Source organism: Pseudonocardia sp. GCM10023141 (genome assembly GCF_042653605.1).
Genome location: NZ_JBHSIR010000037.1, coordinates 23,403 through 48,221, shown reverse-complemented (window position 1 = coordinate 48,221; position 24,819 = coordinate 23,403). Strand labels below are relative to the sequence as shown.

Annotated in this window: 22 protein-coding genes; 7 read left to right on the top strand and 15 right to left on the bottom strand. The window is 72.8% G+C overall.

Features of this window, described 5'->3' with window-relative positions:
• Positions 1 to 13: 13 nt before the first annotated feature.
• From gatB to gatC, 3 genes are read right to left on the bottom strand one after another with little or no spacing between them, the layout of a single operon-like run.
• On the bottom strand, positions 14 to 1,516 hold the full coding sequence (gene gatB / locus ACFPFQ_RS23145; protein ID WP_379622194.1) for an Asp-tRNA(Asn)/Glu-tRNA(Gln) amidotransferase subunit GatB: 1,503 nt from the start codon (positions 1,514 to 1,516) through the stop codon (positions 14 to 16).
• A complete protein-coding gene (gene gatA / locus ACFPFQ_RS23140) occupies positions 1,513 to 3,018 on the bottom strand; it encodes an Asp-tRNA(Asn)/Glu-tRNA(Gln) amidotransferase subunit GatA (RefSeq protein ID WP_379622192.1) in 1,506 nt (501 codons plus the stop codon). The genes gatB and gatA overlap by 4 nt, the downstream gene beginning before the upstream one ends.
• Positions 3,015 to 3,332, bottom strand: a complete 318-nt coding sequence (gatC, locus tag ACFPFQ_RS23135; RefSeq protein ID WP_379622190.1) for an Asp-tRNA(Asn)/Glu-tRNA(Gln) amidotransferase subunit GatC — start codon at positions 3,330 to 3,332, stop codon at positions 3,015 to 3,017. Before gatC ends, gatA begins: the two co-directional genes overlap by 4 nt.
• Positions 3,333 to 3,625: 293 nt before the next feature.
• Here gatC and ACFPFQ_RS23130 point away from each other — a divergent pair, with 293 nt between their 5' ends.
• The 4 genes from ACFPFQ_RS23130 to ACFPFQ_RS23115 all read left to right on the top strand — a co-directional run bounded on the left by ACFPFQ_RS23130 (position 3,626) and on the right by ACFPFQ_RS23115 (position 8,405).
• On the top strand, positions 3,626 to 4,282 hold the full coding sequence (locus ACFPFQ_RS23130; protein WP_379622188.1) for an amino acid-binding protein: 657 nt from the start codon (positions 3,626 to 3,628) through the stop codon (positions 4,280 to 4,282).
• Between the two features lie 15 nt (positions 4,283 to 4,297).
• Positions 4,298 to 5,536 carry a helix-turn-helix domain-containing protein gene (locus ACFPFQ_RS23125; protein ID WP_379622186.1) on the top strand — a complete coding sequence of 413 codons (1,239 nt, stop codon included), beginning with the start codon at positions 4,298 to 4,300 and terminating at the stop codon, positions 5,534 to 5,536.
• A 264-nt stretch (positions 5,537 to 5,800) separates the two neighbouring features.
• Positions 5,801 to 7,429, top strand: coding sequence for a glycoside hydrolase family 16 protein (locus ACFPFQ_RS23120; protein ID WP_379622184.1), 1,629 nt, complete (start codon positions 5,801 to 5,803; stop codon positions 7,427 to 7,429).
• A 178-nt stretch (positions 7,430 to 7,607) separates the two neighbouring features.
• Positions 7,608 to 8,405, top strand: coding sequence for an MBL fold metallo-hydrolase (locus tag ACFPFQ_RS23115; protein ID WP_379622182.1), 798 nt, complete (start codon positions 7,608 to 7,610; stop codon positions 8,403 to 8,405).
• A 127-nt stretch (positions 8,406 to 8,532) separates the two neighbouring features.
• On the opposite strand, the gene ACFPFQ_RS23110 is transcribed toward ACFPFQ_RS23115, so the two are convergent.
• The 11 genes from ACFPFQ_RS23110 to ACFPFQ_RS23060 form a co-directional block, all read right to left on the bottom strand.
• Positions 8,533 to 9,687: a fatty acid desaturase family protein gene (locus tag ACFPFQ_RS23110; RefSeq protein ID WP_379622180.1), complete on the bottom strand. Its 1,155-nt coding sequence runs from the start codon at positions 9,685 to 9,687 to the stop codon at positions 8,533 to 8,535.
• 8 nt (positions 9,688 to 9,695) lie between these two features.
• Positions 9,696 to 10,769, bottom strand: a complete 1,074-nt coding sequence (locus ACFPFQ_RS23105; protein WP_379622178.1) for a ferredoxin reductase — start codon at positions 10,767 to 10,769, stop codon at positions 9,696 to 9,698.
• Positions 10,770 to 10,979: 210 nt separating this feature from the next.
• The gene (locus ACFPFQ_RS23100; protein WP_379622176.1) at positions 10,980 to 11,702 is read right to left on the bottom strand and encodes a 3-keto-5-aminohexanoate cleavage protein; all 723 of its coding nucleotides are present in this window, start codon (positions 11,700 to 11,702) and stop codon (positions 10,980 to 10,982) included.
• 133 nt (positions 11,703 to 11,835) lie between these two features.
• Positions 11,836 to 14,190 (bottom strand): NAD-dependent DNA ligase LigA, encoded by a 2,355-nt coding sequence (gene ligA, locus ACFPFQ_RS23095; RefSeq protein WP_379622174.1) that lies wholly within the window; start codon positions 14,188 to 14,190, stop codon positions 11,836 to 11,838.
• Between the two features lie 75 nt (positions 14,191 to 14,265).
• On the bottom strand, positions 14,266 to 15,483 hold the full coding sequence (locus ACFPFQ_RS23090) for a methionine synthase (protein WP_379622172.1): 1,218 nt from the start codon (positions 15,481 to 15,483) through the stop codon (positions 14,266 to 14,268).
• Between the two features lie 587 nt (positions 15,484 to 16,070).
• Positions 16,071 to 17,162, bottom strand: a complete 1,092-nt coding sequence (mnmA, locus tag ACFPFQ_RS23085; protein ID WP_379622171.1) for a tRNA 2-thiouridine(34) synthase MnmA — start codon at positions 17,160 to 17,162, stop codon at positions 16,071 to 16,073.
• A 2-nt stretch (positions 17,163 to 17,164) separates the two neighbouring features.
• The gene (locus ACFPFQ_RS23080; protein ID WP_379622239.1) at positions 17,165 to 18,394 is read right to left on the bottom strand and encodes a cysteine desulfurase family protein; all 1,230 of its coding nucleotides are present in this window, start codon (positions 18,392 to 18,394) and stop codon (positions 17,165 to 17,167) included.
• Positions 18,395 to 18,491: 97 nt separating this feature from the next.
• Entirely contained in the window at positions 18,492 to 19,436 is a 945-nt protein-coding gene (locus ACFPFQ_RS23075; protein ID WP_379622169.1) for a lysophospholipid acyltransferase family protein, read from the bottom strand.
• Positions 19,436 to 20,197 (bottom strand): GNAT family N-acetyltransferase, encoded by a 762-nt coding sequence (locus ACFPFQ_RS23070; RefSeq protein WP_379622167.1) that lies wholly within the window; start codon positions 20,195 to 20,197, stop codon positions 19,436 to 19,438. Before ACFPFQ_RS23070 ends, ACFPFQ_RS23075 begins: the two co-directional genes overlap by 1 nt.
• Before the next feature lie 184 nt (positions 20,198 to 20,381).
• On the bottom strand, positions 20,382 to 21,329 hold the full coding sequence (locus tag ACFPFQ_RS23065) for an electron transfer flavoprotein subunit alpha/FixB family protein (protein ID WP_379622165.1): 948 nt from the start codon (positions 21,327 to 21,329) through the stop codon (positions 20,382 to 20,384).
• Positions 21,330 to 21,355: 26 nt separating this feature from the next.
• Positions 21,356 to 22,141, bottom strand: coding sequence for an electron transfer flavoprotein subunit beta/FixA family protein (locus tag ACFPFQ_RS23060; RefSeq protein WP_379622164.1), 786 nt, complete (start codon positions 22,139 to 22,141; stop codon positions 21,356 to 21,358).
• A gap of 341 nt (positions 22,142 to 22,482) precedes the next feature.
• Between ACFPFQ_RS23060 and ACFPFQ_RS23055 the strand changes: the two genes are divergently transcribed.
• Both ACFPFQ_RS23055 and ACFPFQ_RS23050 read left to right on the top strand, forming a co-directional pair.
• Entirely contained in the window at positions 22,483 to 22,647 is a 165-nt protein-coding gene (locus ACFPFQ_RS23055; protein WP_379622162.1) for a hypothetical protein, read from the top strand.
• Between the two features lie 6 nt (positions 22,648 to 22,653).
• Complete coding sequence (locus tag ACFPFQ_RS23050; protein ID WP_379622160.1) at positions 22,654 to 22,971, top strand: hypothetical protein; 318 nt, start codon at positions 22,654 to 22,656, stop codon at positions 22,969 to 22,971.
• 123 nt (positions 22,972 to 23,094) lie between these two features.
• On the opposite strand, the gene ACFPFQ_RS23045 is transcribed toward ACFPFQ_RS23050, so the two are convergent.
• Positions 23,095 to 24,081: a DMT family transporter gene (locus tag ACFPFQ_RS23045; protein WP_379622158.1), complete on the bottom strand. Its 987-nt coding sequence runs from the start codon at positions 24,079 to 24,081 to the stop codon at positions 23,095 to 23,097.
• A 71-nt stretch (positions 24,082 to 24,152) separates the two neighbouring features.
• Between ACFPFQ_RS23045 and ACFPFQ_RS23040 the strand changes: the two genes are divergently transcribed.
• On the top strand, positions 24,153 to 24,740 hold the full coding sequence (locus tag ACFPFQ_RS23040; protein WP_379622156.1) for a TetR/AcrR family transcriptional regulator: 588 nt from the start codon (positions 24,153 to 24,155) through the stop codon (positions 24,738 to 24,740).
• Positions 24,741 to 24,819 lie beyond the last annotated feature (79 nt).

Here is a 24,819-nt window from a genome sequence, read left to right as displayed (position 1 = left end):
CAACGGGCGAGGGTTACGCCCCGCAGCGCTGCACGATCAGCTCGCGGACCCGCTTGGCGTCGGCCTTGCCGCCGGTGGCCTTCATGACCGCGCCGACGATGGCGCCGGCGGCCTGGACCTTGCCCCCGCGGATCTTCTCCGCGACGTCGGGCTGGGCCGCGAGTGCGGCGTCGACGGCGGCGATCAGCTCACCCTCGTCGGACACCACCGCGAGACCACGGGCCGCGACGACCTCGTCGGGCTCGCCCTCGCCGGCGAGCACGCCATCGACGGCCTGGCGGGCCAGCTTGTTGTTGAGCTCGCCCGAGGCCACGAGCGCGATCACGCGCGCCAGCTGCACCGGCGTGATCGCCAGCTCCTCGAGCGGGACGCCCTGGGTGTTGGCCTGCTGCGTCAGGTACGCCACCCACCACGACCGCGCGTCGTCAGCAGGCGCGCCCGCGGCGACCGTGGCCTCGATGAGGTCGAGCGCCCCGGCGTTGACGAGGTCGCGCAGCTCCTCGTCCGAGAGCGACCAGTCCGACTGCAGCCGGGCCCGGCGCTCCCACGGCAGCTCGGGGAGCGTGCCGCGCAGCTCCTGCACCCACTCCTGCGACGGCGCGATCGGGACCAGGTCGGGCTCCGGGAAGTACCGGTAGTCCTCCGAGGTCTCCTTGATCCGCCCGGACCGGGTGCTGGCCGTGTCCTCCTGGAAGTGGCGCGTCTCCTGGACGACCTTCTCACCGGCGTCGAGCACGCCTGCGTGGCGCGACATCTCGTACCGGACGGCCCGCTCCACCGAGCGCAGCGAGTTGACGTTCTTCGTCTCGCTGCGCGTACCGAGGATCCCGGAGTCGCGCGGCGAGAGCGACAGGTTGACGTCGCAGCGCATCGATCCCTGGTCCATCCGGACGTCGGAGACACCGAGCGCCTTGATCAGGTCGCGCAGCGCCGTGACGTACGCGCGCGCCACCTCCGGCGCCCGCTCCCGCGTGCCCGGGATCATCTTCGTGACGATCTCGATCAGCGGGACGCCCGCGCGGTTGTAGTCGAGCAGCGAGTACTCGGCACCGTGGATGCGACCGGTGGCACCGCCGACGTGCAGCGACTTGCCGGTGTCCTCCTCCATGTGCGCGCGCTCGATCTCGACGCGGAACACCGAGCCGTCGTCGAGCTGCACGTCGAGCCAGCCGTTGACGGCGATCGGCTCGTCGTACTGCGACGTCTGGAAGTTCTTCGGCATGTCCGGGTAGAAGTAGTTCTTCCGCGCGAACCGGCCCCACGGCGCGATCGAGCAGTTGAGCGCGAGCCCGATCCGCATGGCCGACTCGACGGCGGTGCGGTTGACCACCGGCAGCGAACCGGGCAGCCCGAGGCAGGTGGGGCAGACCTGGGTGTTGGGCTCGGCGCCGAACTCCGTGGGGCAGCCGCAGAACATCTTGGTCTGCGTGTTGAGCTCGACGTGCACCTCGAGCCCGAGCATCGGGTCGAAGCGCTCGACGACGTCGTCGAAGTCGACCAGTGTCGGAGTACTCATGCGGTCACCTCCGGGACGCGGTGGATCAGCGGGCCGTCCTGTGCGGCGTTGCGGGCGGCCTCGAAGGCCGCCCCGACGCGGTACATCGCGGCCTCGCCCAGCGCGGGCGCCATGATCTGCAGCCCGACCGGCAGGCCGTCGTCGGCGAGCCCGGACGGCACCGACATCGCGGCGGTGCCCGCGAGGTTGGTGGGGATCGTGGCGAGGTCGTTGAGGTACATGGCGAGCGGGTCGTCGACCTTGTCGCCGATCGGGAACGCCGTGGTGGGCGTGGTGGGCGACACCAGCACGTCGGCCTTGGTGAACGCCGCGGCGAAGTCGCGGCTGATCAGCGTGCGCACCTTCTGGGCCTGGCCGTAGTAGGCGTCGTAGTAACCCGACGACAGCGCGTACGTGCCGAGGATGATGCGCCGCTTGACCTCGGGACCGAAGCCGACCTCGCGGGTGGCCGCCATGACCTCCTCCGCCGAAGCCCCCTTGTCGACGCGCAGGCCGTAGCGCATGGCGTCGAAGCGGGCCAGGTTGGACGAGACCTCGCTGGGCAGGATCAGGTAGTAGGCGGCCAGCCCGTACTCGAAGTGCGGGCAGCTGACCTCGACGAGCTCCGCGCCCAGCTTCTCCAGCCGGGCCAGCGCGTCCTCGTAGGAGGCCCGGACACCGGCCTGGTAGCCCTCGCCGCCGAGCTCCTTCACGACCCCGACGCGCACCCCGGACAGGTCACCGGTGGCGCCGAGCCGCGCGGCCTCGACGACACCGGGCACCGGTGAGTCGATCGAGGTGGAGTCGAGCGGGTCGTGCCCGGCGATGACCTCGTGCAGCAGCGCGGCGTCGAGCACCGTGCGCGCGCAGGGCCCGCCCTGGTCGAGCGACGACGCGCAGGCGATGAGCCCGTAGCGGGAGACACCGCCGTAGGTGGGCTTGACGCCGACGGTGCCGGTGAACGCTGCGGGCTGGCGGATGGAGCCGCCCGTGTCGGTGCCGATCGAGAGCGGCGCCTCGTAGGCGGCCAGCGCGGCAGCCGAGCCGCCACCCGAACCGCCGGGGACGCGCCCGAGGTCCCACGGGTTGTGGGTGACGCCGTACGCGGAGTGCTCGGTGGAGGAGCCCATCGCGAACTCGTCCATGTTGGTCTTGCCCAGGATCGTGATGCCCGCCGCGCGCAGCCGCGCGGTGACCGTGGCGTCGTAGGGCGGGCGCCAGCCCTCCAGGATCCGCGAGCCGGCCGTGGTGGGCATGTCGGACGTGGTGAACACGTCCTTGAGCGCGAGCGGCACCCCGGCCAGCGGCGACGCGGGCGCGGTGCCGGCATCGAGGGACGCGTCGACGAGCGCGGCCGACTCGAGCGCCGCCTCGCCCGCGACGTGCAGGAACGCGTGCACCGAGCCGTCGACGGCCGCGATGCGGTCGAGGTGGGCCTGTGCGACCTCGACGGCCGAGACGTCGCGGCTGTGGATCTTCGTGGCCAGCTCGGCGGCGGTCAGCCTGGTCAGGTCGGCGCTCACGCCTCCTCCCCCAGGATCTGCGGCACGCGGAAACGGCCGTCCTCGGAGGCGGGGGCACCGGAGAGCGCCTGCTCCTGGGTGAGTCCCGGGCGCAGCTCGTCGGGCCGGAAGACGTTCTGCAGCGGCACGGCGTGGGAGGTGGGTGGGATGTCGTCGGCGGCGACCTCACCGACGCGTGCGACGGAGCCGAGGATCACGTCGAGCTGGCCGGCGAACATGTCCAGCTCCGCGTCGGTGACGGCGAGCCTGGCCAGCCGGGCGAGGTGGGCCACCTCGTCCCTACTGATACCCGAAACCGCGGGATCGGCGGACATGTCCCTCCATGGCGTGTGACGATGCTCGGATGCGGGGCGACAGGATGGCAACGGCGGGGCGGCAACGCAGCGCTGCACCGGCGCATCCGTCGAAGGGTTGAGTCTAGTGGCGGCGTGCCGAGGGATATCCGGAGGGCAGGGCGCGCTCCCTGTGTGCCAGCTGTGCGCTTCGCCCGAAGTTGCACCGATCGGGCCGCCGCCTGTCACAATCCTCCGTCGAGTGCCGCGTCGGCCTGCCCGAGCGGCACCGGCTTCGCCGCGCGGTGGGTCTGTCGGGTGAGAGGGCGTGTGGCGTGTCGTTCCTGCTCCGTGTCGTGCTACCGGATCAGCCGGGGAGTCTCGGAGCCGTGGCGACGGCTCTCGGCAACGCCGGGGCCGACATCCTCGGCGTCGACGTGGTCGAGCGGCTCCACGGCAACGCCATCGACGACCTCGCCGTCGAGCTGCCGTCCGGGCGCCCGCCCGACGTCCTGATCACGGCCGCGGAGTCGGTTCCGGGGGTCACCGTGGAGTCCGTGCGCCCGCACTCCGGACGGCTGGACACCCATCGTGAGCTGGAGCTGATCGAGGAGATCACCGGCGATCCGGGCAACGGCCTGATGCTGCTCGCCGCCGGTGTGCCCCGGATCTTCCGGGCCGGCTGGGCGCTGATCGCGGTGCGCGACGGCGACCGGTCCTACCGCACCGCGGAGAGCGCCGCCGCGCCCGAGACCCGCGCCGGGGACCTGCCGTGGCTGCCGCTCAAGCGGGCCATCGTCATCGATCCCGAGCTGCACTGGGTGCCCGAGCCGTGGCTCGCGCTCGACACCGAGCTCGCGGCGGCACCGTTCGGCGCCGCCGCGCAGGCGCTGGTGGTCGGGCGGCCCGGCGGGCCCGCGTTCCGGCCGTCGGAGCTGGCGCGGCTCACACACCTCGCGGGGATCATCACGACGGTGCTGGGCGGTGCGTGATAGACCGGTTGTGACATGACCACCGAACCGAACGGGCTGGAACGGCCGTGGGCACGCGTGCCCAGCTGGGTCGGGGCCGCACTGCGGCCGGAGCTGGCCGGTTCGACCGGGGACATCATCGCCGCGGTCCGCACGGAGGTCTCCGACTTCGCGCGCCCGATGACGGGCCGGTTCGGCACCCGCATCACCGAGGGCGTCGCGGTGGCGCTCGCCCAGTTCCTCGACCTGCTCGGTTGCGACGTGCCGCTCGTCGACCTGCAGGTGTACCGCGCGCTGGGCCAGCTGGAGTACCGCGAGGGCCGCACGCTGGCCGCGCTGACGTCGGCCTACCAGGTGGGCAGCCGCACGCTGTGGCGCCATCTCGGGGCCAGCGCGACGGCCCGCCAGCTGCCGCCGGAGGTGATCTTCCGGCTCGCCGAGGCGCTGTTCACCTATATCGAGGAGCTCTCGGCAGCGTCCGTCGCCGGCTGGACGTCGGAGGAGTCCAGCCAGACCGGCTCTGCGCAGACCCGCCGCCACGCCGTGGTGGTGCTGCTGGCCCGGCGCCCACCCGCGCCTGCCGCCGAGGTGGAGAGCGCCGCCGCGGCAGCGGGCTGGAAGGTGCCGCCGCGGCTGGCGGCGCTGGCCGTCGAGGACGCGGTGGCGGTGGCCAACCGGTTGCCGGGCGCCATCGGCGCCGACCTCGACCCGGTGGGCGTCGTCCTCGTCACGATGCCCGACATCGGCGGCTGGATCGACCGGGTGCGCACCGCGCTGCGGGGACAGCCGGCCGTGCTGGGTCCGACGGTCGCACCCGCCGCCGTGCCGCGGTCGATCGCGCGGGCGCAGGCGGCCTGGCCGCTGCACCGGGCCGGACAGTTGCAGCCCGGTACCCGCGATCCGCTGGCCCGCAGCGACGAACACCTGCTGGCGCTGCTGCTCGCCGCCGAACCGGAGCTGACCACCGAGCTCTGCGCGCGGGCGCTCGCGCCCCTGCGGGCGATGCCGGAGGGCGCCGCCGCGCGGGCCGAGGAGACGTTGCGGGCATGGCTCGACGCCCACGGTGACATCACGGCCACCGCTGCCGCACTCCACGTCCACCCGCAGACGGTGCGCTACCGATTGGCGGGTCTGCGTGAGACGTTCGGTCCAGCGCTCGATGAGCCGACCTCCCGGCTCGAGCTGACCGTCGCCCTCCGCACGGCCTCCGATCCGGGCCGACAGGCAGGGTTGGGACCGCTCGACGACGCGAACTTCCCGCTCGACGGAAAATGACGGACCGGAAGCAACCTTTTTCAACCGTTCATCCGTTGATGGCGTCGAGGGCTCCAGTCACCGCACATACCCGGACGACTCCTACTGGGTGTGGTCGCGCCACGGCTACGTTCCCCTGGCCGGTCGACCCCCACGGAGGTGACCGGTGCACCTGGTTCGGTTCCGGGATCCTGCCCGCCGACGCTCCCCACAGGTGCCCCACAGCCACTGGGCAGGAGTCCGCGGTCGCCCCCACGGCCACGGCCACCGGTGTGAGGAACTTCCATGTCCAGGCACGCCCTCCCCGAATCGGCGACCCCGGCCGACGAACCTCCCGCGAGTTCCCGGCACCGAGCCGCTGACCCCGCGCCCGCTACCTCCACCCTCGAGTCGGCCGGATCGTTCCCCAGCATCCCGGCCAGCAGCCTCCCGGCTCCGCGCCGCGCCCCCGACGACGCCATCCCCGCGTTCGACCCGTTCGGCAGCTTCGACGACTTCGCCAAGTCCCACGGTTACGACAGCTTCGACGGTTTCGCCAGGTCACACGGGCTCGAGGACGTCGCCCCCGCCGCGGTCGCACCCGCCGCGGTCGCACCCGCCGCGGTCGCACCCACTGCGGTCGCACCCGCTGCCGGCTTCGACCTCGCACCGACCGATGTCGAGACCACGGCCGTCGACCTTCCCGTCATCGCGGCACTGCCCCTTGAAGCTCCGAGCGTCGAGACCCCGATCCTCCACGAGACCGAGGACACCGAGGACGCGGCGCCGACGCGGCGCAGCACCCGACACCGCACGCCGCCCCCGAACGGGCCGCGGACCGGTCACCGGATGCCTTCTGGGCCCGGCCGCAAGCGCAAGCGCACCATCGCCGTATTGGTCGTGGCGGCCGCCATCACCGTCGGGCTCCCGTCGGCCGGTGTGGCCGCGGTGGACCAGTGCAACTGGATGCGTGCGGCGCACCAGCTGGTGCTGGCGCTCAACAGCGGAGACGACAGCAAGCAGGCCACCCAGCTGCGCAAGGCGCTGGACCGGGCCGGTGTCGGCGACGAGCTGCCCGCCGAGTGCGCCGCCACCGGCGCCGGCGCGACGGTTCCGGTCGTCGACGCACCCGCGACCGACACCCCTGCCACCAGCGGGCACGGCAACGGCAACGGGCACGGCGGGAACACCGCGACCCCGACCCCCGCGCCCGTCCCGACGACGTCGCCCAAGCCCGCGCCGGCACCCGTTCCCGTGGCACCGAAGCCGCCTGCAGCGGCCGCTGCCGCGGGCACCGGTACCGGCACGTCGGCCGCCGACAAGTTCGGCTGGGGCACGCCGGTCAAGTCCGACGACTTCACCGCGGGCCTGGGCGGCTGGGGCCTCTACGACGGCGCCGGGCACGGCGGCAACGGTCGTCGCACCCCGAGCGCCGCGAGCGTCCTGGGTGGTGTCCTCACCATCGCGGGCGACGCCGCCGGCAACACGGAGGGCATGGCCTGGGGCAAGGGCCAGAAGTACGGCCGCTGGGAGGGGCGGGTCAAGGCGCCGGTCGGCGCGAAGGACTACAACGCGCTCCTGCTGCTGTGGCCCGACGCCGAGAACTGGCCGGTGGGCGGCGAGGTCGACTTCATGGAGATGAGCGACCACAGCCGGCAGAGCACCAACATGTTCCTGCACTACGGCAGCAGCAACTCCCAGCTCAGCGGCACTGTCAACATCGACGCCACCCAGTGGCACAACTGGGCCGTGGAGTGGACGCCCGACCACATCGCGACGTTCGTCGACGGCAAGGAGTGGTTCCGCACCACCGACAAGTCCGCGCTGCCGCCGGGCCCGATGCACCTGTGCATCCAGCTCGACTACTTCCCCGGCAGCGGGGGCGGCGGCAACAACCAGATGCAGGTCGACTGGATCAAGCAGTACGCGCTCTGAGCGCACCCCACGATCGGGGGCCCGCAACCACCATCGACGGGTGGGTGCGGGCCCCTTCTGGTTCCGGGCCGACCCCGCCGCGTTGCAGGAAAGCCACTTTCCTGCAACGACGTTGCGGGAAAGTGGCTTTCCTGCAATCTGACGTCCGGGCGCCGGGCGCTCTGGTAGACACCTGCTCGTGCGGTGGATCGTTCTTGCGGACGGCGTGTTCGCGCGCCGCCACGTCGAGCTGGACCTGACGCTCGGGCTCGTGGTCGGTTCCGAGCGCTGCCTGGTGATCGACACCGGCACGGACGAGGTGCACGGTGCCGTGTTCGCCGCCGCCGTCCGCGCGATCACGCCGCTGCCGTGGACGGTGGTGATCACGCACGCGCACTGGGACCACTTCCTGGGTACCGGCGCGTTCCTGCCTGCTCCGGTGTACGCGCATCCCCGCTGCGGCGAGGTCATCACGGCCGACGGCGCGGCGCAGGTCACCGAGTGGGCGCAGCGCTACCGCGCCGAGGGGAAGCCGGAGCTCGCCGGGCGGCTCGAAGGCGCCAGGCGGCTGCTGCCGGATCGGGCCGTCGACCCCACCGTGGCGCTCGACCTGGGCGGCCGGACCGTGACGCTCATCCACGCCGACCGCGGCCACACCGACCACGACGTGCTGGTCCACGTGCCGGACGCCGCGGTGGTGTTCGCGGGCGACACCGTCGAGCAGGGCGCATCACCTTCGGTGGGCCCCGACTCGGCGCTCGCAGCCTGGCCCGCCTTGCTGGATGCGGTGCTGGACCTGGCTCCCGGCGTCGTGGTGCCCGGTCACGGGGAGCCCGTCGACGTCGCGTTCGTGCGGACCCAGCGCGCCGAGCTCGCCACCGTGGCCGCGCTGGCCGCCGACGTGGGACGCGGGGTGCTGACCGTCGAGCAGGCGATCGCCCGGTCGCCGTGGCCGGCGGAGGCGACCGGGCAGGCGATCCACGCGACTGCGTCCTGACGACTGTGGAGCGTCACGTCGGGAGGGCATCCGGCGGCATCGACGGGCGTGCCGAAACGGCCCGGGCGATCTTGCCCCGGGCCGTTTCGATCCTGCAGAAATTCTGGTAATGCACCTGCCCCGAGGGTCAGGACGCCAGGCGCACCGGCTGGGCCGACTGCAGCGGGCGGCGCGAGCGCTTGATCGGGATCGGGGTGACCCCCTTCTTGGGGCCACCGCCCGGGAACGCCAGCCGCGCGATCTTGCGCAGGACCTTGCCGTACTGCCGCGGCAGCGAGCCCGTGGTGTAGGTCAGACCGTAGCGCTGGCAGATCTCGCGCACCTTCGGGGCGATCTCGATGTACCGGTTGCTCGGCACGTCGGGGAACAGGTGGTGCTCGATCTGGTGGCTGAGGTTGCCGGTCATCGTGTGGAAGAACTTGCTCCCGCTCAGGTTCGCCGAGCCGAGCATCTGGCGGACGTACCACTCACCCTGGGTCTCCCCCTCCAGACGCTCTTCCTCGAACGTCTCCGTGCCGTCCGGGAAGTGGCCGCAGAAGATCACCGCGTGTGACCAGAGGTTGCGGATGAGGTTGGCGGTGGCGTTGGCCGCGAGCGTGCTCAGGAACCCGGGGCCCGACAGCAGCGGGAACAGGACGTAGTCCTTGGCGAGCTGCTTGGCCACCTTCCTGCCGGCGACCTTGAGCTCCTCCTTGGCGACGGACCACTCCTTCTCGCCGCTCTTGACCTTGTCGAGCTCGATGTCGTAGAGCGCGATGCCCCACTCGAAGATCATCGAGAGGCCCAGGTTGACGAACGGCTGGAACAGCCGCGACGGGCTCCACTCCTGCTCAGGCGTGATCCGCATGATCGAGTAGCCGAGGTCGCGGTCCTTGCCACGCACGTTGGTGTACGTGTGGTGCTCGAAGTTGTGGGTGCGCTGCCAGGCCTTGGCAGGCGTCGCGTGGTCCCACTCCCACGTGGTGGAGTGGATCTTCGGGTCCTTCATCCAGTCCCACTGGCCGTGCAGGACGTTGTGCCCGATCTCCATGTTGTCGAGGATCTTGGCGGCCGCCAGTGCGGCCGTGCCGGCGATCCACGCCGGAGGGAACAGGGAGAACAGGAGCGCGCCGCGGCCGCCGACCTCGAGGCCACGCTGCCAGGCGATGACCTTGTGGATGTACTTGGCGTCGTTCTCACCGAGGCTGGCGATGACCTCGTCGCGGATGGCGTCGAGCTCGACACCGAGCTCCGCGATCTGCTCGTCGGTGAGATGTGCAGCAGCACTCGTCGGGGAAGTCATACGGTCTCCTACAGCTCGATGTCGACGTCACCCGCGGCACCGGATACACAGGTGCGGACGGGCTCGCCGGGGGTGTCGTGCAGATCGCCTGTGCGCAGGTCACGCACCGCGCCGGAGCGCAGCTTGCCCACGCAGGTGTGGCAGATGCCCATGCGGCAGCCGTTGGGCAGCAGCGCGCCTGCCGCCTCGCCGGCCGCCATGAGGGGCTCCCCGGGACCGGCGTCAGCCTCGATCCCGCTCGTCGTGAAGCGCACGCGGCCACCGGGCGCACCATCGGCGGCGATGGCGGGCGGGGTGAACCGCTCCACGTGCAGCGCGTCGGGATCTCCCGCGCGCGCCCACCGCTCGGTGAAGGCGTCGAGCATGCCGGCCGGACCGCAGGCCCAGGCCTGGCGGGCCGCCCAGTCCGGGACCGCGTCGGTGAGGCAGTCGGGGGTGAGCCGACCACCGGTGCTGGTGTGGCGCTCGACCAGGCGCAGCCCGGTGGAGGCGGCCATGGCCCGCAGCTCCGGGCCGAAGATCAGTTCGGGGGACGTGCGATCGCAGTGCACCAGCACGGCGCCGTCGAGCGCCTCGGGACGGCTGGCTGCCAGCTCGCGCAGCATGCCCATGACGGGCGTGATGCCACTGCCGGCCGTGAGGAACAGCAGCTTCTCCGGCACCGGCTCGGGGAGCACGAACTCGCCTGCGGGCGGGCCGATCCGCAGCAGCGTGCCGACCGGTGTGCCGTGTGCGAGCCGTCCGGAGACGCTGCCGCCGGGCACGACCGTGACCGTGACCGCGAGCAGCGGGTCCGACGGGCGGGACGTGACCGAGTACGTGCGCCACTGCCACACGCCGTCGATCCGGACCCCGACGCCGACGAACTGCCCCGGCCGGTGCGCCGGGCGCTTGACCCCGGTGCGCAGCAGCAGCGTGGTGGTGTCGGCGGTCTCCCTGCGCAGCCCGACCACGCGAGCGTGCGGCTCGCGGGTGGACCACAACGGATTGAGCGTGCCGAGGAGATCATCGGGCAGCAACGGTGTGGTGAGCCAACCCGCCGCGACCTGAGCGCGTCGTCCGATGGTGCCGAGAACTCCCATGCGTTCAACGGTATTGCTCGGATCCCACAACAGGCCACGTCCTCGACCACGGGTGCGGGACTATTTCTGTTGCATTTGCCAAATCGCTTGCTCAGGGCCTCTCGGAGTGACCTCCGTACCCGACGAAGCGTGCGTTTACACCCACAGACGCCGCACAGGGTGTGACATCGCGCACAGAGACGTGCCCCCAGGCGAGGCCCGGGGCACGGCTCAGACGCGGATACCGAGCGCGGCTCTCGCGAGGTCGTCGTTGCCGGTGGCGAGCCAGCCGTCGGGGCGCACCAGCACGTCCTCGAAGCCGATGCGGGTGTCGATGTTCATGCGCAGCGCGTACTCGAGCACGGGCCAGGCGCCGTCCTCCTCGCCGTGCAGCAGCACGGGGGCACCCAGCTCGGCACCGAGCGCACGCATGATGCGCACGGCCTCGGCCACCGCCGTCTCGGGGTCGGCCACGGTGGACTCGGCCAGAACCCGCGTGGTGCCGGGCGGTACGCCGTTGGTGCGCAGCGTGACGGCGTCGCCGCTCGTCCACACGCCGAGCTCGACGCCGATGCCCACCGAGTGGGCGGCCGCGCAGACGTCGACCCAGCCCTTCTCGTGGACGTTGACCGAGCACACGTCCGGCTTGCCGACACCCAGGTGGCCCCAGGCCAGCACGGCCTCGATGCGCTTCATGGGGTCGGGCTCGATCCAGCGGCCGGTGGTGACGCCGATCTCCATGCCGGGCACCTCGGCCCGGATGGCGGCGACCGCGTCGCCCACGTGCATCGGGTCGAGCGTCTCGAGCCCGTTGGGAGCGCGCGGGTGCACGTGCACCGCGGAGATCCCGAGCCGCGCAACGGCACGCGCATCACGCGCGAGGTGGCGGGCGAGGACGGGCAGCGCAGGGTGCGCATCCTCGGGCCGCGATCCGTTCAGAACCGCCTGCAGCACTGCGACACCCCCATCCCGGAGAGGATAGCCCGCCGAAGCAGCGGGCATACCGGCTCCCTCCCATCGGAGGACCCTCGAAACCCGGAGAATTGATCATACGGGCGACGTCCGGACCCCAGAATCTGGGCAGGTGTCAAGCTTCGACGGAGGCCACCTCACGGGCGGCCTCCGGACCGCGTTCGAGCAGCACGCGAAAGCCTGCCTCGTCGAGCACCGGGACCCCGATCTCGATGGCCTTGTCGTACTTGGAGCCGGGCGCCTCCCCCGCCACCACGAACGCGGTCTTCTTCGACACCGAGCTCGCGGCCCGCCCGCCGCGGGCGGTGATGGCCTCCTTGGCCTCGTCGCGGGAGAAGGAATCCATCGATCCGGTGATGACGATGGACATCCCGTCGAGGGTGCGCGGCACCGAGTCGTCGACCTCGTCGACCATGCGGACCCCGGCGGCGCGCCACTTGGCCACGACCTCGCGGTGCCAGTCGACGGAGAACCAGTCACGCAGCGCGGCCGCGATGGTGGGCCCGACGCCCTCGGCGCCGGCGATCGGGGCCAGCGCGGCGGCCAGCGCCTTGGCCTGCGCGCGGGTGGCGGCGCGCGCCGCCTTCTCCGCGACGAGCGCCTTCTCCTCTGCCGTGAGCTCCGCCGGTGCGGCCTCCTCGTCGTCGGCGTCGGTGGCCTCCGCACCCGCCTCGGCGGCGCTCTCGACCTCGGCGGGGGCTTCCTCGACGACCGGGACGTCCTCCTCGGCGGACCCGTCGGACGTGATGGCCAGACCGGCCGCCTCCGTGGCGCGCGCCGCCTCGGCCGCGGCCGCCTCGATGGTGTCCATCGACGTGAACTCGCGCGCCAATGCCTGCGCCGCGGTGGGCCCCACGTGGCGGATGGAGAGCCCGACGAGCACCCGCCACAGCGGCCGCTCCTTGGCAGCCTGCAGGTTGACGAGCAGCTTGCGCCCGTTGGCCGAGAGCTCTCCCGCCTTCGTGCGGAACAGCTCGACCCGCAGCAGATCCTCCTCCGTGAGCGAGAAGACATCACCCTCGTCCTGCACCACCCCCGACGTGAGCAGCCCCGCCGCGGCCTCGTAGCCCAGGCCCTCGATGTCGAAGGAGCCGCGTCCGGACACGTGGAACAGCCGCTCCCGCAGCTGCGCCGGGCAGGACCGGGAGTTGGGGCAGCGCCGATCGACATCGCCTGCCTTCTGCTGCGCCAGCGCGGTGCCGCACTCGGGACAGTGGGTGGGCATCACGAACGCGCGCTCGGAGCCGTCGCGCGCCTCGACGACCGGGCCCAGCACCTCCGGGATGACGTCGCCCGCCTTGCGGATGACCACCCGGTCGCCGATGAGCACGCCTTTGCGGCGCACCTCGTCGGCGTTGTGCAGCGTGGCCATCGCGACCGTGGAACCGGCCACCACGACCGGCTCCATCACCGCGAACGGGGTGACGCGGCCGGTGCGACCGACGTTGACCTGGATGTCGAGGAGCTTGGTGACGGCCTCCTCCGGCGGGTACTTGAACGCGATGGCCCAGCGCGGTGCGCGCGAGGTGCTGCCGAGGCGCCGCTGCAGGGCCAGCTCGTCGACCTTGATGACGATGCCGTCGATCTCGTGCTCGATGTCGTGGCGGTGCTCGCCCCAGTACTCGGTGTGGGCGATGATCTCGGCTACCCCGGTGAGGACCTTCGTGCGCGCCGACACCGGCAGGCCCCAGGCGCGCAACGCGTCGTAGCCCTCGGACTGGCGGGTGAGCGTGAAGCCCTCGCGCTTGCCGAAGCCGTGGCAGATCAGGCGCAGGTGCCGCGACGCGGTGACGCGCGGATCCTTCTGGCGCAGCGAGCCCGCCGCGGTGTTGCGCGGGTTGGCGTAGACCGGCTTGCCTGCCTCCACCATCAGCGCGTTGAGCGCCTCGAAGTCGGCGAGCCGGAAGTAGACCTCGCCGCGCACCTCGATCAGCTCCGGCACCGGGAACTCGGCGGTGCCGGTGAGCTGCTCGGGCACCTCCTCGAGCGTGCGCATGTTGAGGGTGATGTCCTCACCGGTGCGGCCGTCGCCGCGGGTGAGGGCGCGCGTGAGCCTGCCGTTCTCGTACAGCAGGTTGACGGCCAGCCCGTCGATCTTGAGCTCGCACAGGTAGTGGAGCTCCCCCGCGCCGATCCCGGAGCCGAGATCCCGCGCGACGCGCTCGGCCCAGCCGCGCAGCTCGTCGGCCGTGAAGGCGTTGTCGAGGCTGAGCATGCGCTCGAGGTGGTCGTACGCCGTGAAGTCGGTGGAGAACCGGCCGCCGACCTTCTGCGTGGGCGACTCCGGCGTGACCAGCTCCGGATGGGCCGCCTCCAGCGCCAGGAACTCCTGCCACAGCGTGTCGAACTGCCCGTCGGAGATGATGGGTGCGTCGAGCACGTGATAGCGGAACAGGTGCTCGGTGAGCTCGGTGGCGAGCTCGGCGTGGCGGCGCACATCCGTGCTCGGGGCGGGGTCTGTTCCGGTCACGGGGGGAGGTTACCCACCGCCACCGACACCGACCGCGACATTCTTCGTGGATCACCCGATGATGATGGGCGGAGATCAGTCCCGGTCCCGCTCGTCGCGGGGGTCATCGCGCGGATCGTGGTCATTGTCGGGCGGGTCGGTGAAGGCCGTGCCCAGCTCCCGGCACAGCTCCAGCGCGCGGCGCGCCCACGTCGGGCTGGTGCCGGCGAGCCCGCAGGTGGGGGTCGGGACGGCCAGCGTCGAGAGCCGTTCCCGGGCGAAGCCGAGCCGATCCGCCAGGTCGAAGGCCCGGCCGGCCAGCATGCGGCTCGTGACGGGACCGCTGTTGCTCGGCCGGTTGGGGTCGAGCGCGGGCACCATCCCCAGGAACAGCGGCACGCCCGCGTCCCAGATCTCGCCGAGCGCGTCGAGGGCCTTGGGATGCGCGGTGGGACCGGACACCGCCGGCAGCGTGGCGTCGATCCCGATCGCAGCGGCGCCGACGTCGGCGAGCACCTGCATCGGCGGCTGGGCGGCGCAGCAGTGCAGCACCACCGGCACCCCGACGCCCTCGATCACCGATCGCAGCACCGCCTTGGCCGCCGGGTCGGACACCGAACCGACGGTGCCGTAGCCCGACGGCGTGGGGATCCGGCCCAGCAGCACCGCGCCCAGCGACGGCTCGTCGAGCTGCAGCAGCACGGCGGCGCCGGTGCGGGCCGCGACCTCGTCGATGTGGGCGCGCAGCCCGTCGGTCAGGCTCGCGGCGAACTCGCGCACCGCACCGTGGTCGGTGAGCACCTTGTGGCCGGAGTGCAGCTCGACCGACGCCGCGAGCGACCACGGCCCCATCGCCTGCACCTTCACCCAGCCGGGCCGGACCGGGTCGCAGGCCTCGTCGAACGCGTCCATGTCACCGCGCAGCAGGTCGTAGCCGCGGCGGTGGTCGATGCCCGGCCGCGACGCCACCCGGTACCCGGACGCCACCACCTCCACGGCGATGTCGACGAGCAGCGCGGCGGTGCGCCCGATCATGTCGGCGCCGACGCCGCGGGCGGGCAGCTCCGGGATGCTCGGGAGCAGCGGCAGCTCCCCGACGACCACGGCGGCCGACTCGCGAGGGTCCTCCCCCGGCATCGACCCGACGCCGGTGGCTGCGCCTGCGGGCCAGCGGGGTGCGGGCGGCGGCGGGACGTCCTCCTCGACGGTGGACGCCGAGACGACCGGGGGTGGCGGCGGTGCCGCCTCCCCGGGGCGCGCGCCCGCCAGACCTGCTGCGGCGAGTGCTGCGGCCAGAACGTCATCGGTGCTCACGAGCGGTGTCTACCAGGCGCTCCCAGGCGCAGGTGATCCGGCGCCCGGGCGCGGGGTGGTGCCGCCGGGCCACGCCCCGTTGCAGGAAAGTCCGTCATGGCCTTCGGTCGCCATGAAAGACGAGAACCGGGACGTCGGTTGCGGATGGGGGGGCGTGCCCCGCGCTACTGCGCCCTCGCCGGGCCGGAAGATCAACAGGAGGGGGTCGTGCCCTCCCGGCGCGGACGAGCCGCACCCCGCGGTCCTCGGGACGGCGCTGTGGTGCGGCTCGCGCGGATCATGCTCGCCGAGGCGCACAGGAGGGCCCGGCGTGGGGCGCTGCGGTGCGGGTGGGGTGATCAACGCCCACTGGTTCGGTGTTGACCATGACCCAGTAGGCGTTGATCTTCGTGCCGGTGGTCGAGCGCGCACTGGCTCATGATCGAACCGGAACCTGTGGGCGTTGATCACTCGCCCGGCGCGGCGGGCTCTCGCAACGGGGCCGGCGCGGGGGTGTCGGGTGCGGTTCCCGGTGGTCCCGCTGGTAGGCCGCGTTCGGATGGGGATTCTCCTGGCAGCCACTTCCCGCAATCGCCGGGCCGGGGCCGTCAGCGGGTTGCGGTGATCGTGGCGCTGCCCAGCACGACATCGCCTGCGGGGTCGGTGCGGTAGAGCGCCACCGCCTGACCCGGTGCGACACCGCGCAGCGGCTCGGCCAGCTCCACGTGCAGCCCGTCGGGCCCCGGCTCGGCCACGGCCGTGGCCAGCCCGCCGTGTGCCCGCACCTGCGCGACGCACGCGAACCGCTCGCCGGGCGCGCCACCGGTGCTCCACACCGGCGCGCCTGCCTCGATCGCGTGGACGTCGAGCGCGGCAGCGGACCCGACCCGGACCGTGCCGCTGACCGGCTCGATGCCCAGCACGTAGCGCGGGCGGCCATCGGCGGCGGGCGCCGCGACCCCGAGCCCCTTGCGCTGCCCGACGGTGAACTCGTGCACCCCGTTGTGGCGGGCCAGCACGGTGTCGGTGGCGTCGTCGACGATCGCACCCGGACGGACGCCGAGCCGCTCGGTGAGGAACGCCTGCGTGTCGCCGGAGGGGATGAAGCAGATGTCGTGGCTGTCGGGCTTGTCGGCCACGCGCAGCCCGCGCTCGGCGGCCTCGGCCCGGACCTGCGCCTTCGGGGTGTCGCCGATCGGGAACATGGCGTGCGCCAGCTGGTGGCGGGTGAGCACCGCGAGCACGTAGGACTGGTCCTTGTCGGGATCGACGGCCCGGCGCAGCTCCGCGACCCCGTCGGGGTCCTGGGTGAGGCGGGCGTAGTGCCCGGTGCACACCGCGTCGAACCCGAGCGCGAGCGCCCGGTCCAGCAGGGCCGAGAACTTGATCTTCTCGTTGCATCGCAGGCAGGGATTGGGCGTCTGCCCGGCGGCGTAGGCGGCCACGAAGTCGTCGACGACGGCCTCGGTGAACTGCGTGGCGAAGTCCCAGACGTAGAACGGGATGCCCAACACGTCGGCCGCGCGGCGAGCGTCGCCCGCGTCCTCCTTGGAGCAGCAGCCGCGCGATCCGGTGCGCAGCGTGGCCTGGGTCTGGGAGAGCGCGAGGTGCACGCCGACGACGTCGTGCCCGGCATCGACGGCGCGGGCGGCGGCCACCGCCGAGTCGACACCGCCACTCATGGCCGCGAGGACGCGCACGGCTACCTCCCGACCAGCGAGGGCTGACCGGCGCGGCGGGCCCGCTCCACGACCTGGCCGATCACGCTCGCGACCGCGTCGACGTCGGCGCCGGTGGTGGTGTGGCCGAGGCTGAACCGCAGCGAACCCCGCGCGGCGGCCTCGTCGGCGCCCATGGCGAGCAGCACGTGGCTGGGCTGCGCGACCCCTGCCGTGCAGGCCGAACCGGTGGAGCACTCGATGCCCTGCGCGTCGAGCAGCATCAGGAGGCTGTCGCCCTCGCAGCCGGGGAACGACAGGTGCGCGTTGCCCGGCAGCCGGGACGGGCCGCCGTCGACACTGCCGGTGCCGGGATCGCCGTTGAGCACGGCGTCGGAGACGGTGGCCCGGATCTTGCCGACGAGGTCGTCGCGCAGCCCGGCGATGGCCACCGCGCGCCGTGGCGCGTCGGCGACCGCGCGCTCGACGGCCGTGGCCAGGCCGACGATCGCGGGGGTGTCTAGCGTGCCCGACCGCACGTCGCGCTCCTGGCCGCCGCCGTGCAGCAGCGGCGTGAGCTCGACGGTGCGGCCCAGCAGCAGCGCGCCGGCGCCGAAGGGGCCGCCGAGCTTGTGGCCGGTGAGCGAGAGCGCATCGACGCCGGAGGTCGCGAAGTCGACGTCGAGGATGCCGACGGCCTGCACGGCGTCGGTGTGCATCGGCACGCCGAACTCGTGGGCGACGGCGGCGAGCTCCCGGATCGGGTTGACGGTGCCGACCTCGTTGTTGGCCCACATGATCGAGACCAGCGCGACCTGCTCCGGAGCGCGCTCCAGCGCGGCGCGCAGCACCTCGGGGCGGACCCGGCCGTGCGCGTCGACCTCGAGCAGTTCGACGTCGGCACCCTCGTGTTCGTGGAGCCACTCCGCCGACTCCAGCACGGCATGGTGCTCCAGCGCCGAGACCAGCACGCGGCGGCGGCGGTGATCGGCGCCCAGCCGCGACCAGTACAGGCCCTTGACGGCGAGGTTGTCGCTCTCGGTGCCACCGGTGGTGAGCACGACCTCCGACGGCCGCGCGCCGACCGACGCCGCGATGCGCTCGCGCGACTCCTCGACCTCGCGCCGCGCGCGCCGGCCTGCCGAGTGCAGCGAGGACGCGTTGCCGGTGCGGGCCAGTGCCGCCGCCATGGCCGCGACCGCCTCGTCGAGCATCGGGGTGGTGGCGGCGTGGTCGAGGTAGACCTCCCGTACCGGTGCGGAGGTTGCGGTCATCTCGCCCCGCCTGCCGAGCGCGTTGCTGCCATCCACGTCCACTACCCGTCCGGTCGCCTTGATCCCCGATCAGGGTAGACGCCGTGGCGCGGGGGTTCTACGCGGCGGCCTGCACGTCAGGAGGGCCACCTTGCTGACGTCCAACGTCAGGAGGGCCACCCTGCTGACGTGTGAGGAGGTCCGGCTGCACCCCGTGCCCCACCCCGGTGGCCCGGCCGACCGTCGCGCTCGCGAGCAGCGCCAGCTCCCGGCGGTCGGCTGCGGTGCCGGCCGGGATCGCCGCCAGCACCGTCACCTCGCACTCCAGTGCCGGCATCCGGACGACGCGCAGCAGCGAGTCCAGCAGCGTCTGGTCGCCGACGAAGGCGGCCGCGCGGGCCGGTGCGCCGCCCGCGGTGCGCAGCGCGATGGCCACCGGGCGGACGGTGGCGCCGGCGTCGATCGCCGCCTGGAACGCGGCCCGGCGGAAGCGTCCCGCCGCCGCCCCGCACCAGGTCGTGCCCTCCGGGAAGACACCGACGGTGGCGCCGGAGCGCAGCGCGTCGGCGGTGCCGGCGACGACGGCGGGCAGCGCGTGCAACCCCGCACGGTCGACGAACACCGCTCCGGTGCGGGCGGCGAGCCCGCCGATCACGGGCCAGCCGCGCACCTCGGTCTTCGCGAGCATCCGCAGCGGCGTCAGCGCGTCGAGCGCCAGGATGTCGAGCCACGACAGGTGGTTGGCGACGACGAGCCCGCCGGGCTCGATCGTGCCCCTGATCCGCAGCCGGACGCCCGCTGCGCGCAGCACGGCCCGGCAGCAGGCCTGCAGCCAGCGGGCGCGCAGCGTCGCCGGCAGCACGGATGCCAGCGCGACGGCGGCCAGCAGCACGGTGGCCATGCCGGTGAGGCGCGCCGCGACGCGGACCCGCCCCACCGTGGGTCCTTCGGCGGGCAGGCAGTCGGGGGTGCACGGCGAGCTGGGCGCCCAGCCGCCCGCCACCGTCGTCGGGTGCGCGGGCGGGGCGGCGAGCGCGGCCAGCGCAGGCATCAGGGCGGTCATCAGCTCGCACCCAGGAAGAAGCGCAGGTACCGGGCGTCGATCTGATCCAGGCCCAGCAGCACCAGGAAGTCGGCGCAGTCGAAGTCGGGGTCGTGCGCGGGTGCCCCGCAGACCCAGGCGCCGAGCCGGACGTACCCCTTCAGCAGCGGCGGCAGCGCCGACCGTCGGGGCCGGGTGATGCCCGTCGGGTCCCACGGCAGGTGCGGGCGCACGTGGTACTGCTCGGGCGCGAGGTGGCGGGCCAGCACCTGGTCCCACACCCCGGCCGCGGTCGCGCCACCGTCGGTGAGCGGGACGCTGGCGCAGCCGGTCAGCCAGCGGTTGCCGGTGAGCAGCATGTAGCGGGCGATCCCGGCCCAGACCAGCCCGACGACGGCACCGCCGCGGTGGTCGGGGTGCACACAGGAACGACCCGCCTCCACGAGCTGGGGCCGCAGCGGTGCGAGCGCGTCGATCGCGAACTCGCCCTCCGCGTACAGCGAGCCCGCGGCGCGGGCCCGGTCCGGCGGGAGCATCCGGTAGGTCCCGACGATCTCCCCGGTGCCGTCCTCCCGGACGACCAGGTGGTCGCAGAAGTCGTCGAACCGGTCGATGTCGAGCCCGTCTTCGGGGCTGTGCAGGGTGGCGCCGAGCTCCCCGGCGAACACCCGGTGGCGCAGCCGTTGCGCGGCGCGCACCTCGTCGGAGTCGGTGGTCAGCAGCAGCGTGTACCGGGACGCGGCGGCCTGCGGCGTCTGGACGAGCACCTGCGATGAGGTCACAGGAGCTTGGTACGCGCCGCGGGCAACGGGCGAACCCACCAACCACCACGAGGTGATGGCAACCGGGTGAACAGGGCGCGGTCCGGACGTCAGGAGGGCGTCCATGCTGACGTCCCGGACGGCCCTGCACACAGCGGTGCCCCGAGCGGCTGGGCCGTCCGGGGCACCGGTTCGAACGAGGTCGTCAGCTCTTGCGCTTGGTGACCTCGTCCTTGAGCTGCGGGGCCACCTTGAACAGGTCGCCCACCACACCGAAGTCGGCGATCTCGAAGATCGGCGCCTCGGTGTCCTTGTTGACCGCGATGATCGTCTTCGAGGTCTGCATGCCGGCGCGGTGCTGGATCGCGCCGGAGATGCCCAGTGCGATGTAGAGCTGCGGCGACACGGTCTTGCCGGTCTGCCCCACCTGGAACTGGTGGGGGTAGTAGCCCGAGTCGACGGCCGCGCGGGACGCGCCCACGGCGGCACCGAGCACGTCGGCCAGCTCCTCCACCACGGAGAAGTCCTCGGCCGAACCGACACCGCGGCCACCGGAGACCACGACGCTGGCCTCGGTGAGCTCCGGGCGGTCGCCACCGGTGATCGGCTCGCGGCTGGTGACCGTGGCGACGCGGCCGGCCGGGGCCGGCACCTCGACGGTCTCCTCGGCGCCCGCACCCGCGGTGGCCTCGATCTCCACCGAACCCGGGCGCAGCGTGATCACCGGGTGTGCGGTGTTCCACTTCGCCTCGGCGACGAACGCGCCACCGAACACGGAATGGGTGGCGCTCTCGGCGCCGACGGCGACGACGTCGGCCAGCAGCGCCGAGCCGGTGCGCACGGCGAGCCGTCCGGCGATCTCCTTGCCGTCGGCGGAGACGCCGATCAGCACGGCCGCCGGGGACTTCGCCTCGATCAGCGCGGCCAGCACACCGACCTCGGAGTCGAGGAAGGCGGTGCTGTCGGTCTCGGCGACGTAGATCTTCTCCGCGCCGTTGGCCTTGAGGCCGTCGCTCAGCTTGCCGGCCGTGCCGGCGGGGCCGACGACGACCGCCGACGGCTCGCCCAGCGCGCGGGCCGCGGTGAGCAGCTCGTAGGTGGCCTTCTTGATCTCACCCTCGACGTGGTCGACGAGGACCAGTACCTCGGTCATGGGGTTCTCCTCTTCTCGTCGGTCGGTCAGATGAGCTTCTGCGCGACGAGGTACGCCGCGATCTTCGCGCCGCCGTCGCCCTCGTCCTCGACCTTCTCGCCTGCGCTCTTGGGCGGCTTGGGCGAGGCGGAGGTGACGCTGGACAGCGCGTTGGCGAGCCCGACCTCGGACGCATCGATGCCGGCGTCGGCCAGCGTGATGGTGGAGACCGGCTTCTTCTTGGCGGCCATGATGCCCTTGAACGACGGGTACCGCGGCTCGTTGATCTTCTCGCTGACCGACACGACGGCCGGCAGGTCGGCGGACAGGAACGTCACGCCGTCGTCGGTCTCGCGCTTGACGGTCAGCGAGCCACCCTCGACCGTGATCTCCCGGGCGTGGGTCAGCGCCGGCAGGCCCAGCACGTCGGCGACCATCGCGGGGATCGCACCCGAGCGGCCGTCGGACGCCTCGTTGCCGGCGATGACCAGGTCGAAGTCACCGATCGTGCCGATGGCCTTGGCCAGCGCGCGAGCGGTCTGCACCGCGTCGGAACCGCGCAGCGCCTCGTCGGACAGGTGCACGGCCTTGTCGGCACCCATCGACAGTGCCTTGCGGATGGCGTCGGTGGTGCGGTCGGGACCCATCGCGACCAGCGTCACCTCCGACCCGTCGTTGGCTTCCTTCAGCTGCAGGGCCGCCTCGACGGCGCGCTCGTTGATCTCATCGAGCACCGCGTCGCCGGCTTCCCGGTCGAGGGTGCCGTCCGAAGCGTTCAGCTTTCGTTCCGAATAGGTGTCCGGCACCTGCTTGACCAGCACGACGATGTTCATCGGACCTCTTCGACCTCCTGCCGGGCGGGCGTGCCGCTCTCGGATGTCACGGGGCGCCCCAGCAACTGTCGGGGCCACCTGATCGGGGCGGGAGCCCCATAACGGATGTGTCGAACTCTGCCACCGCCGCTGTGCAAGAGCACGGCAGGGCGGTACTGCTCGCAATAGTTACCATCGAGTAAGCACTGGGCAAACGCCCTGTGAGCGTGAAACTCCTCACCCGTGGCCCCCGCCACGGTCTTCCGGCACTACGCCGAAGGAAGTTTCCTCCGGACGTGGGTGCGCTGAGCTGGATAGGGTCCGGCGATCGGCACGCACCGTCGAGCACTCCGGAGGCCTCCATGTCGCGCACGATCAGGGCAGTGGACGCCGTCGCGGAGCCGGCCCTGCGGGCCTGCGATGGCGCCGCTCCCGCCCGCCGCAGCATGCTGGAACCCGTGAGTGCCCCCGCAGCCACGCCGCAGCCCGTTCCCCACCACCGGTCCCGCACCGGGAACGCGGAGTAGACGGCCGTGATCGTCACCGGATTCGACGACCGCCACGGCTGTGGCTACGTCCTGAGCACCGGACCCGATGCCGCCGCGCCCATCCCCGGGACCCAGGCCGTCCGACACGACGGGGTGCAGGTACTGGCCACCCCCGAACTGGCCGCCGCGATCCGCGACGCCCTGCAGCACCGGCCGGTGGCACGGCTGACGCTCAGCGGGCCGGAGGTGGCGCTGACGCTGGACGACCGGGTCGTGCTCGGCTGGCTGCGGCACACGATCGGCGGGGTGCTCACGGTGAAGGGCGAGCCCGGCACGGGGGCGCGCACGCCGTTGCGGGGCTGACCCCACATCGGCGGTGGCTCGACCCGCCTGCACGCCACCTCCCTACCCGGAATGGGTGGGTGGGAGTGCGAGCCGATGCGGGGCCCGGTCTTTCAGGTCGGCGTCTTCCAGGTCGGCCGGCGCCTACCCCACCTGCACCAACACCGAGCCCACCACCAGCAGCACCAGTCCCCCACCACGCGCGGCGGTCAGCGGTCGCCGCGGCATCCGGAACCAGCCGAACTGGTCGACCAGCGCCGAGGCCAGCTGCTGTCCCGTCACCGTCAGCGCGACGGTGACGGCCGCCCCGATCGTCGGCAGCAACAGGAAGGTCGCCGTCACGTAGGCGGCCGCACAGAGCCCGCCGAGCCAGCCCCACCAGGGCATCCGACGCAACGGCGCGAGCGCGGGGGCCGGGGTGCGGCGCAGCGCCACGAGCACGACCAGTACCACGGCGATCGCCAGCGTCGCCACGACGAAGCTGACGGTCGCCACCGCGAGCGGCGCACCGATCCGCGCCCGGAGCTGCGCGTTGACCGCCCCCTGCAGCGGCAGCACGGCCCCGGCGACGAGGCCGAGCACGAGCCATGCGCCCCGGGCCGCCATGCGGACGGGCGGATCGGCGAGCAACGTCCGGCTCGCGGCCCCCGGACCGTCCACAGCCGACACTGACGCCCGGCCGGGCAGCACCCGACCCCGGATGATCGTCGTGATCCCGGCCAGCACCGCCACCGCACCGAGCAGCATGCCCGCGCCCGGCGAACGCTGCGGCACGGCCAGCAGCCCGAACAGGTCGAGGCCGAGCGACGCGAACACCTGCCCGGTCACGAACAGGCCCACCGCGGTGAGGGCGCCGAGCCGGGGGAACAGCAGGATGCCGGCCGTGATGTAGAGCGGGCTGGCGAGGCCGCCGAGCAGCAGCCACCACGCGACGCCCGGCAGGAGCGTCACGGCCCCGATCGCGCCGGTGGCGACGGCGAGCACCGCGAGGGCGGACGCGGCGACCAGCAGTTGCAGCGTCGAGGCGCCGAACGGCGTGCCGACGGCCCGGTTCAGCTGCTGGTTCACCGACGCCTGCACGGCCAGCAGGAAACCGGCCAGCAGCGCGGACGCCAGCAGGAGTGGGTACATGATCGATCAGCTCCCCTCTAAGTGGACACGGTGTCCTCTTGCGTGGGCGAGCGTAGGCTCAACCGGACACCATGTCCACATCGAGTAGGCTGCGTTTCGTGGCTCCGGAACGCGCCGACGCGGCACGCAACCGCAGGCGCGTCCTGGACGCGGCCCGACACGTCTTCGCCGGCACCGATCCGGCGGCCGTCACCATGGGCGACATCGCCGCGGCCGCGGGTGTCGGCCGGGCCACCCTCTACCGCCGCTTCCCGGACGTCTCCTCCATCGCCGTCGCGCTGCTCGACGAGCACGAGCGCCACCTGCAGGAGCAGCTGATCGGCGGCCCGCCACCGCTCGGGCCCGGAGCAGCCCCCGCCGACCGGCTGGCCGCGTTCTACGCGGCGATGGTCGCCCTGCTCGAGGAGCACCTGCCGCTCGTGCTCGGCGCCGAGCAGGGTGCCGACCGCTTCGCCACCGGCGCGTACGGGTTCTGGCAGCTCCACGTCCGCACGCTGCTCGTGGCCGCCGAGATCCCCGAACCCGACATGCTCATCGACGCACTCCTCGCCCCGCTGGCGCCCGAGGTCTACCGCCACCAGCGGCGCGCCCGCGGCTTCAGCCCGGCGCAGGTTGTCGCGGGACTCGACGCGCTGGCTCGCCGGCTCCTGCGCGACTGATGCCCGGTCCAGCCCTCTCGCAGTGATCGCAGGAAAGCCACGTTCCCGCAACGTCGTTGCGGGAACGTGGCTTTCCTGC

What these genes read in the sequence shown, in the direction of transcription:
- gatB (WP_379622194.1), bottom strand. Translation starts at nt 1,516, where the DNA reads ATGAGTACTCCGACACTGGTCGACTTCGACGACGTCGTCGAGCGCTTC.
- gatC (WP_379622190.1), bottom strand. Translation starts at nt 3,332, where the DNA reads ATGTCCGCCGATCCCGCGGTTTCGGGTATCAGTAGGGACGAGGTGGCC.
- ACFPFQ_RS23125 (WP_379622186.1), top strand. Translation starts at nt 4,298, where the DNA reads ATGACCACCGAACCGAACGGGCTGGAACGGCCGTGGGCACGCGTGCCC.
- ACFPFQ_RS23120 (WP_379622184.1), top strand. Translation starts at nt 5,801, where the DNA reads ATGTCCAGGCACGCCCTCCCCGAATCGGCGACCCCGGCCGACGAACCT.
- ACFPFQ_RS23110 (WP_379622180.1), bottom strand. Translation starts at nt 9,687, where the DNA reads ATGACTTCCCCGACGAGTGCTGCTGCACATCTCACCGACGAGCAGATC.
- ACFPFQ_RS23105 (WP_379622178.1), bottom strand. Translation starts at nt 10,769, where the DNA reads ATGGGAGTTCTCGGCACCATCGGACGACGCGCTCAGGTCGCGGCGGGT.
- ACFPFQ_RS23080 (WP_379622239.1), bottom strand. Translation starts at nt 18,394, where the DNA reads ATGACCGCAACCTCCGCACCGGTACGGGAGGTCTACCTCGACCACGCC.
- ACFPFQ_RS23075 (WP_379622169.1), bottom strand. Translation starts at nt 19,436, where the DNA reads ATGACCGCCCTGATGCCTGCGCTGGCCGCGCTCGCCGCCCCGCCCGCG.
- ACFPFQ_RS23065 (WP_379622165.1), bottom strand. Translation starts at nt 21,329, where the DNA reads ATGACCGAGGTACTGGTCCTCGTCGACCACGTCGAGGGTGAGATCAAG.
- ACFPFQ_RS23060 (WP_379622164.1), bottom strand. Translation starts at nt 22,141, where the DNA reads ATGAACATCGTCGTGCTGGTCAAGCAGGTGCCGGACACCTATTCGGAA.
- ACFPFQ_RS23055 (WP_379622162.1), top strand. Translation starts at nt 22,483, where the DNA reads ATGTCGCGCACGATCAGGGCAGTGGACGCCGTCGCGGAGCCGGCCCTG.
- ACFPFQ_RS23045 (WP_379622158.1), bottom strand. Translation starts at nt 24,081, where the DNA reads ATGTACCCACTCCTGCTGGCGTCCGCGCTGCTGGCCGGTTTCCTGCTG.
- ACFPFQ_RS23040 (WP_379622156.1), top strand. Translation starts at nt 24,153, where the DNA reads ATGTCCACATCGAGTAGGCTGCGTTTCGTGGCTCCGGAACGCGCCGAC.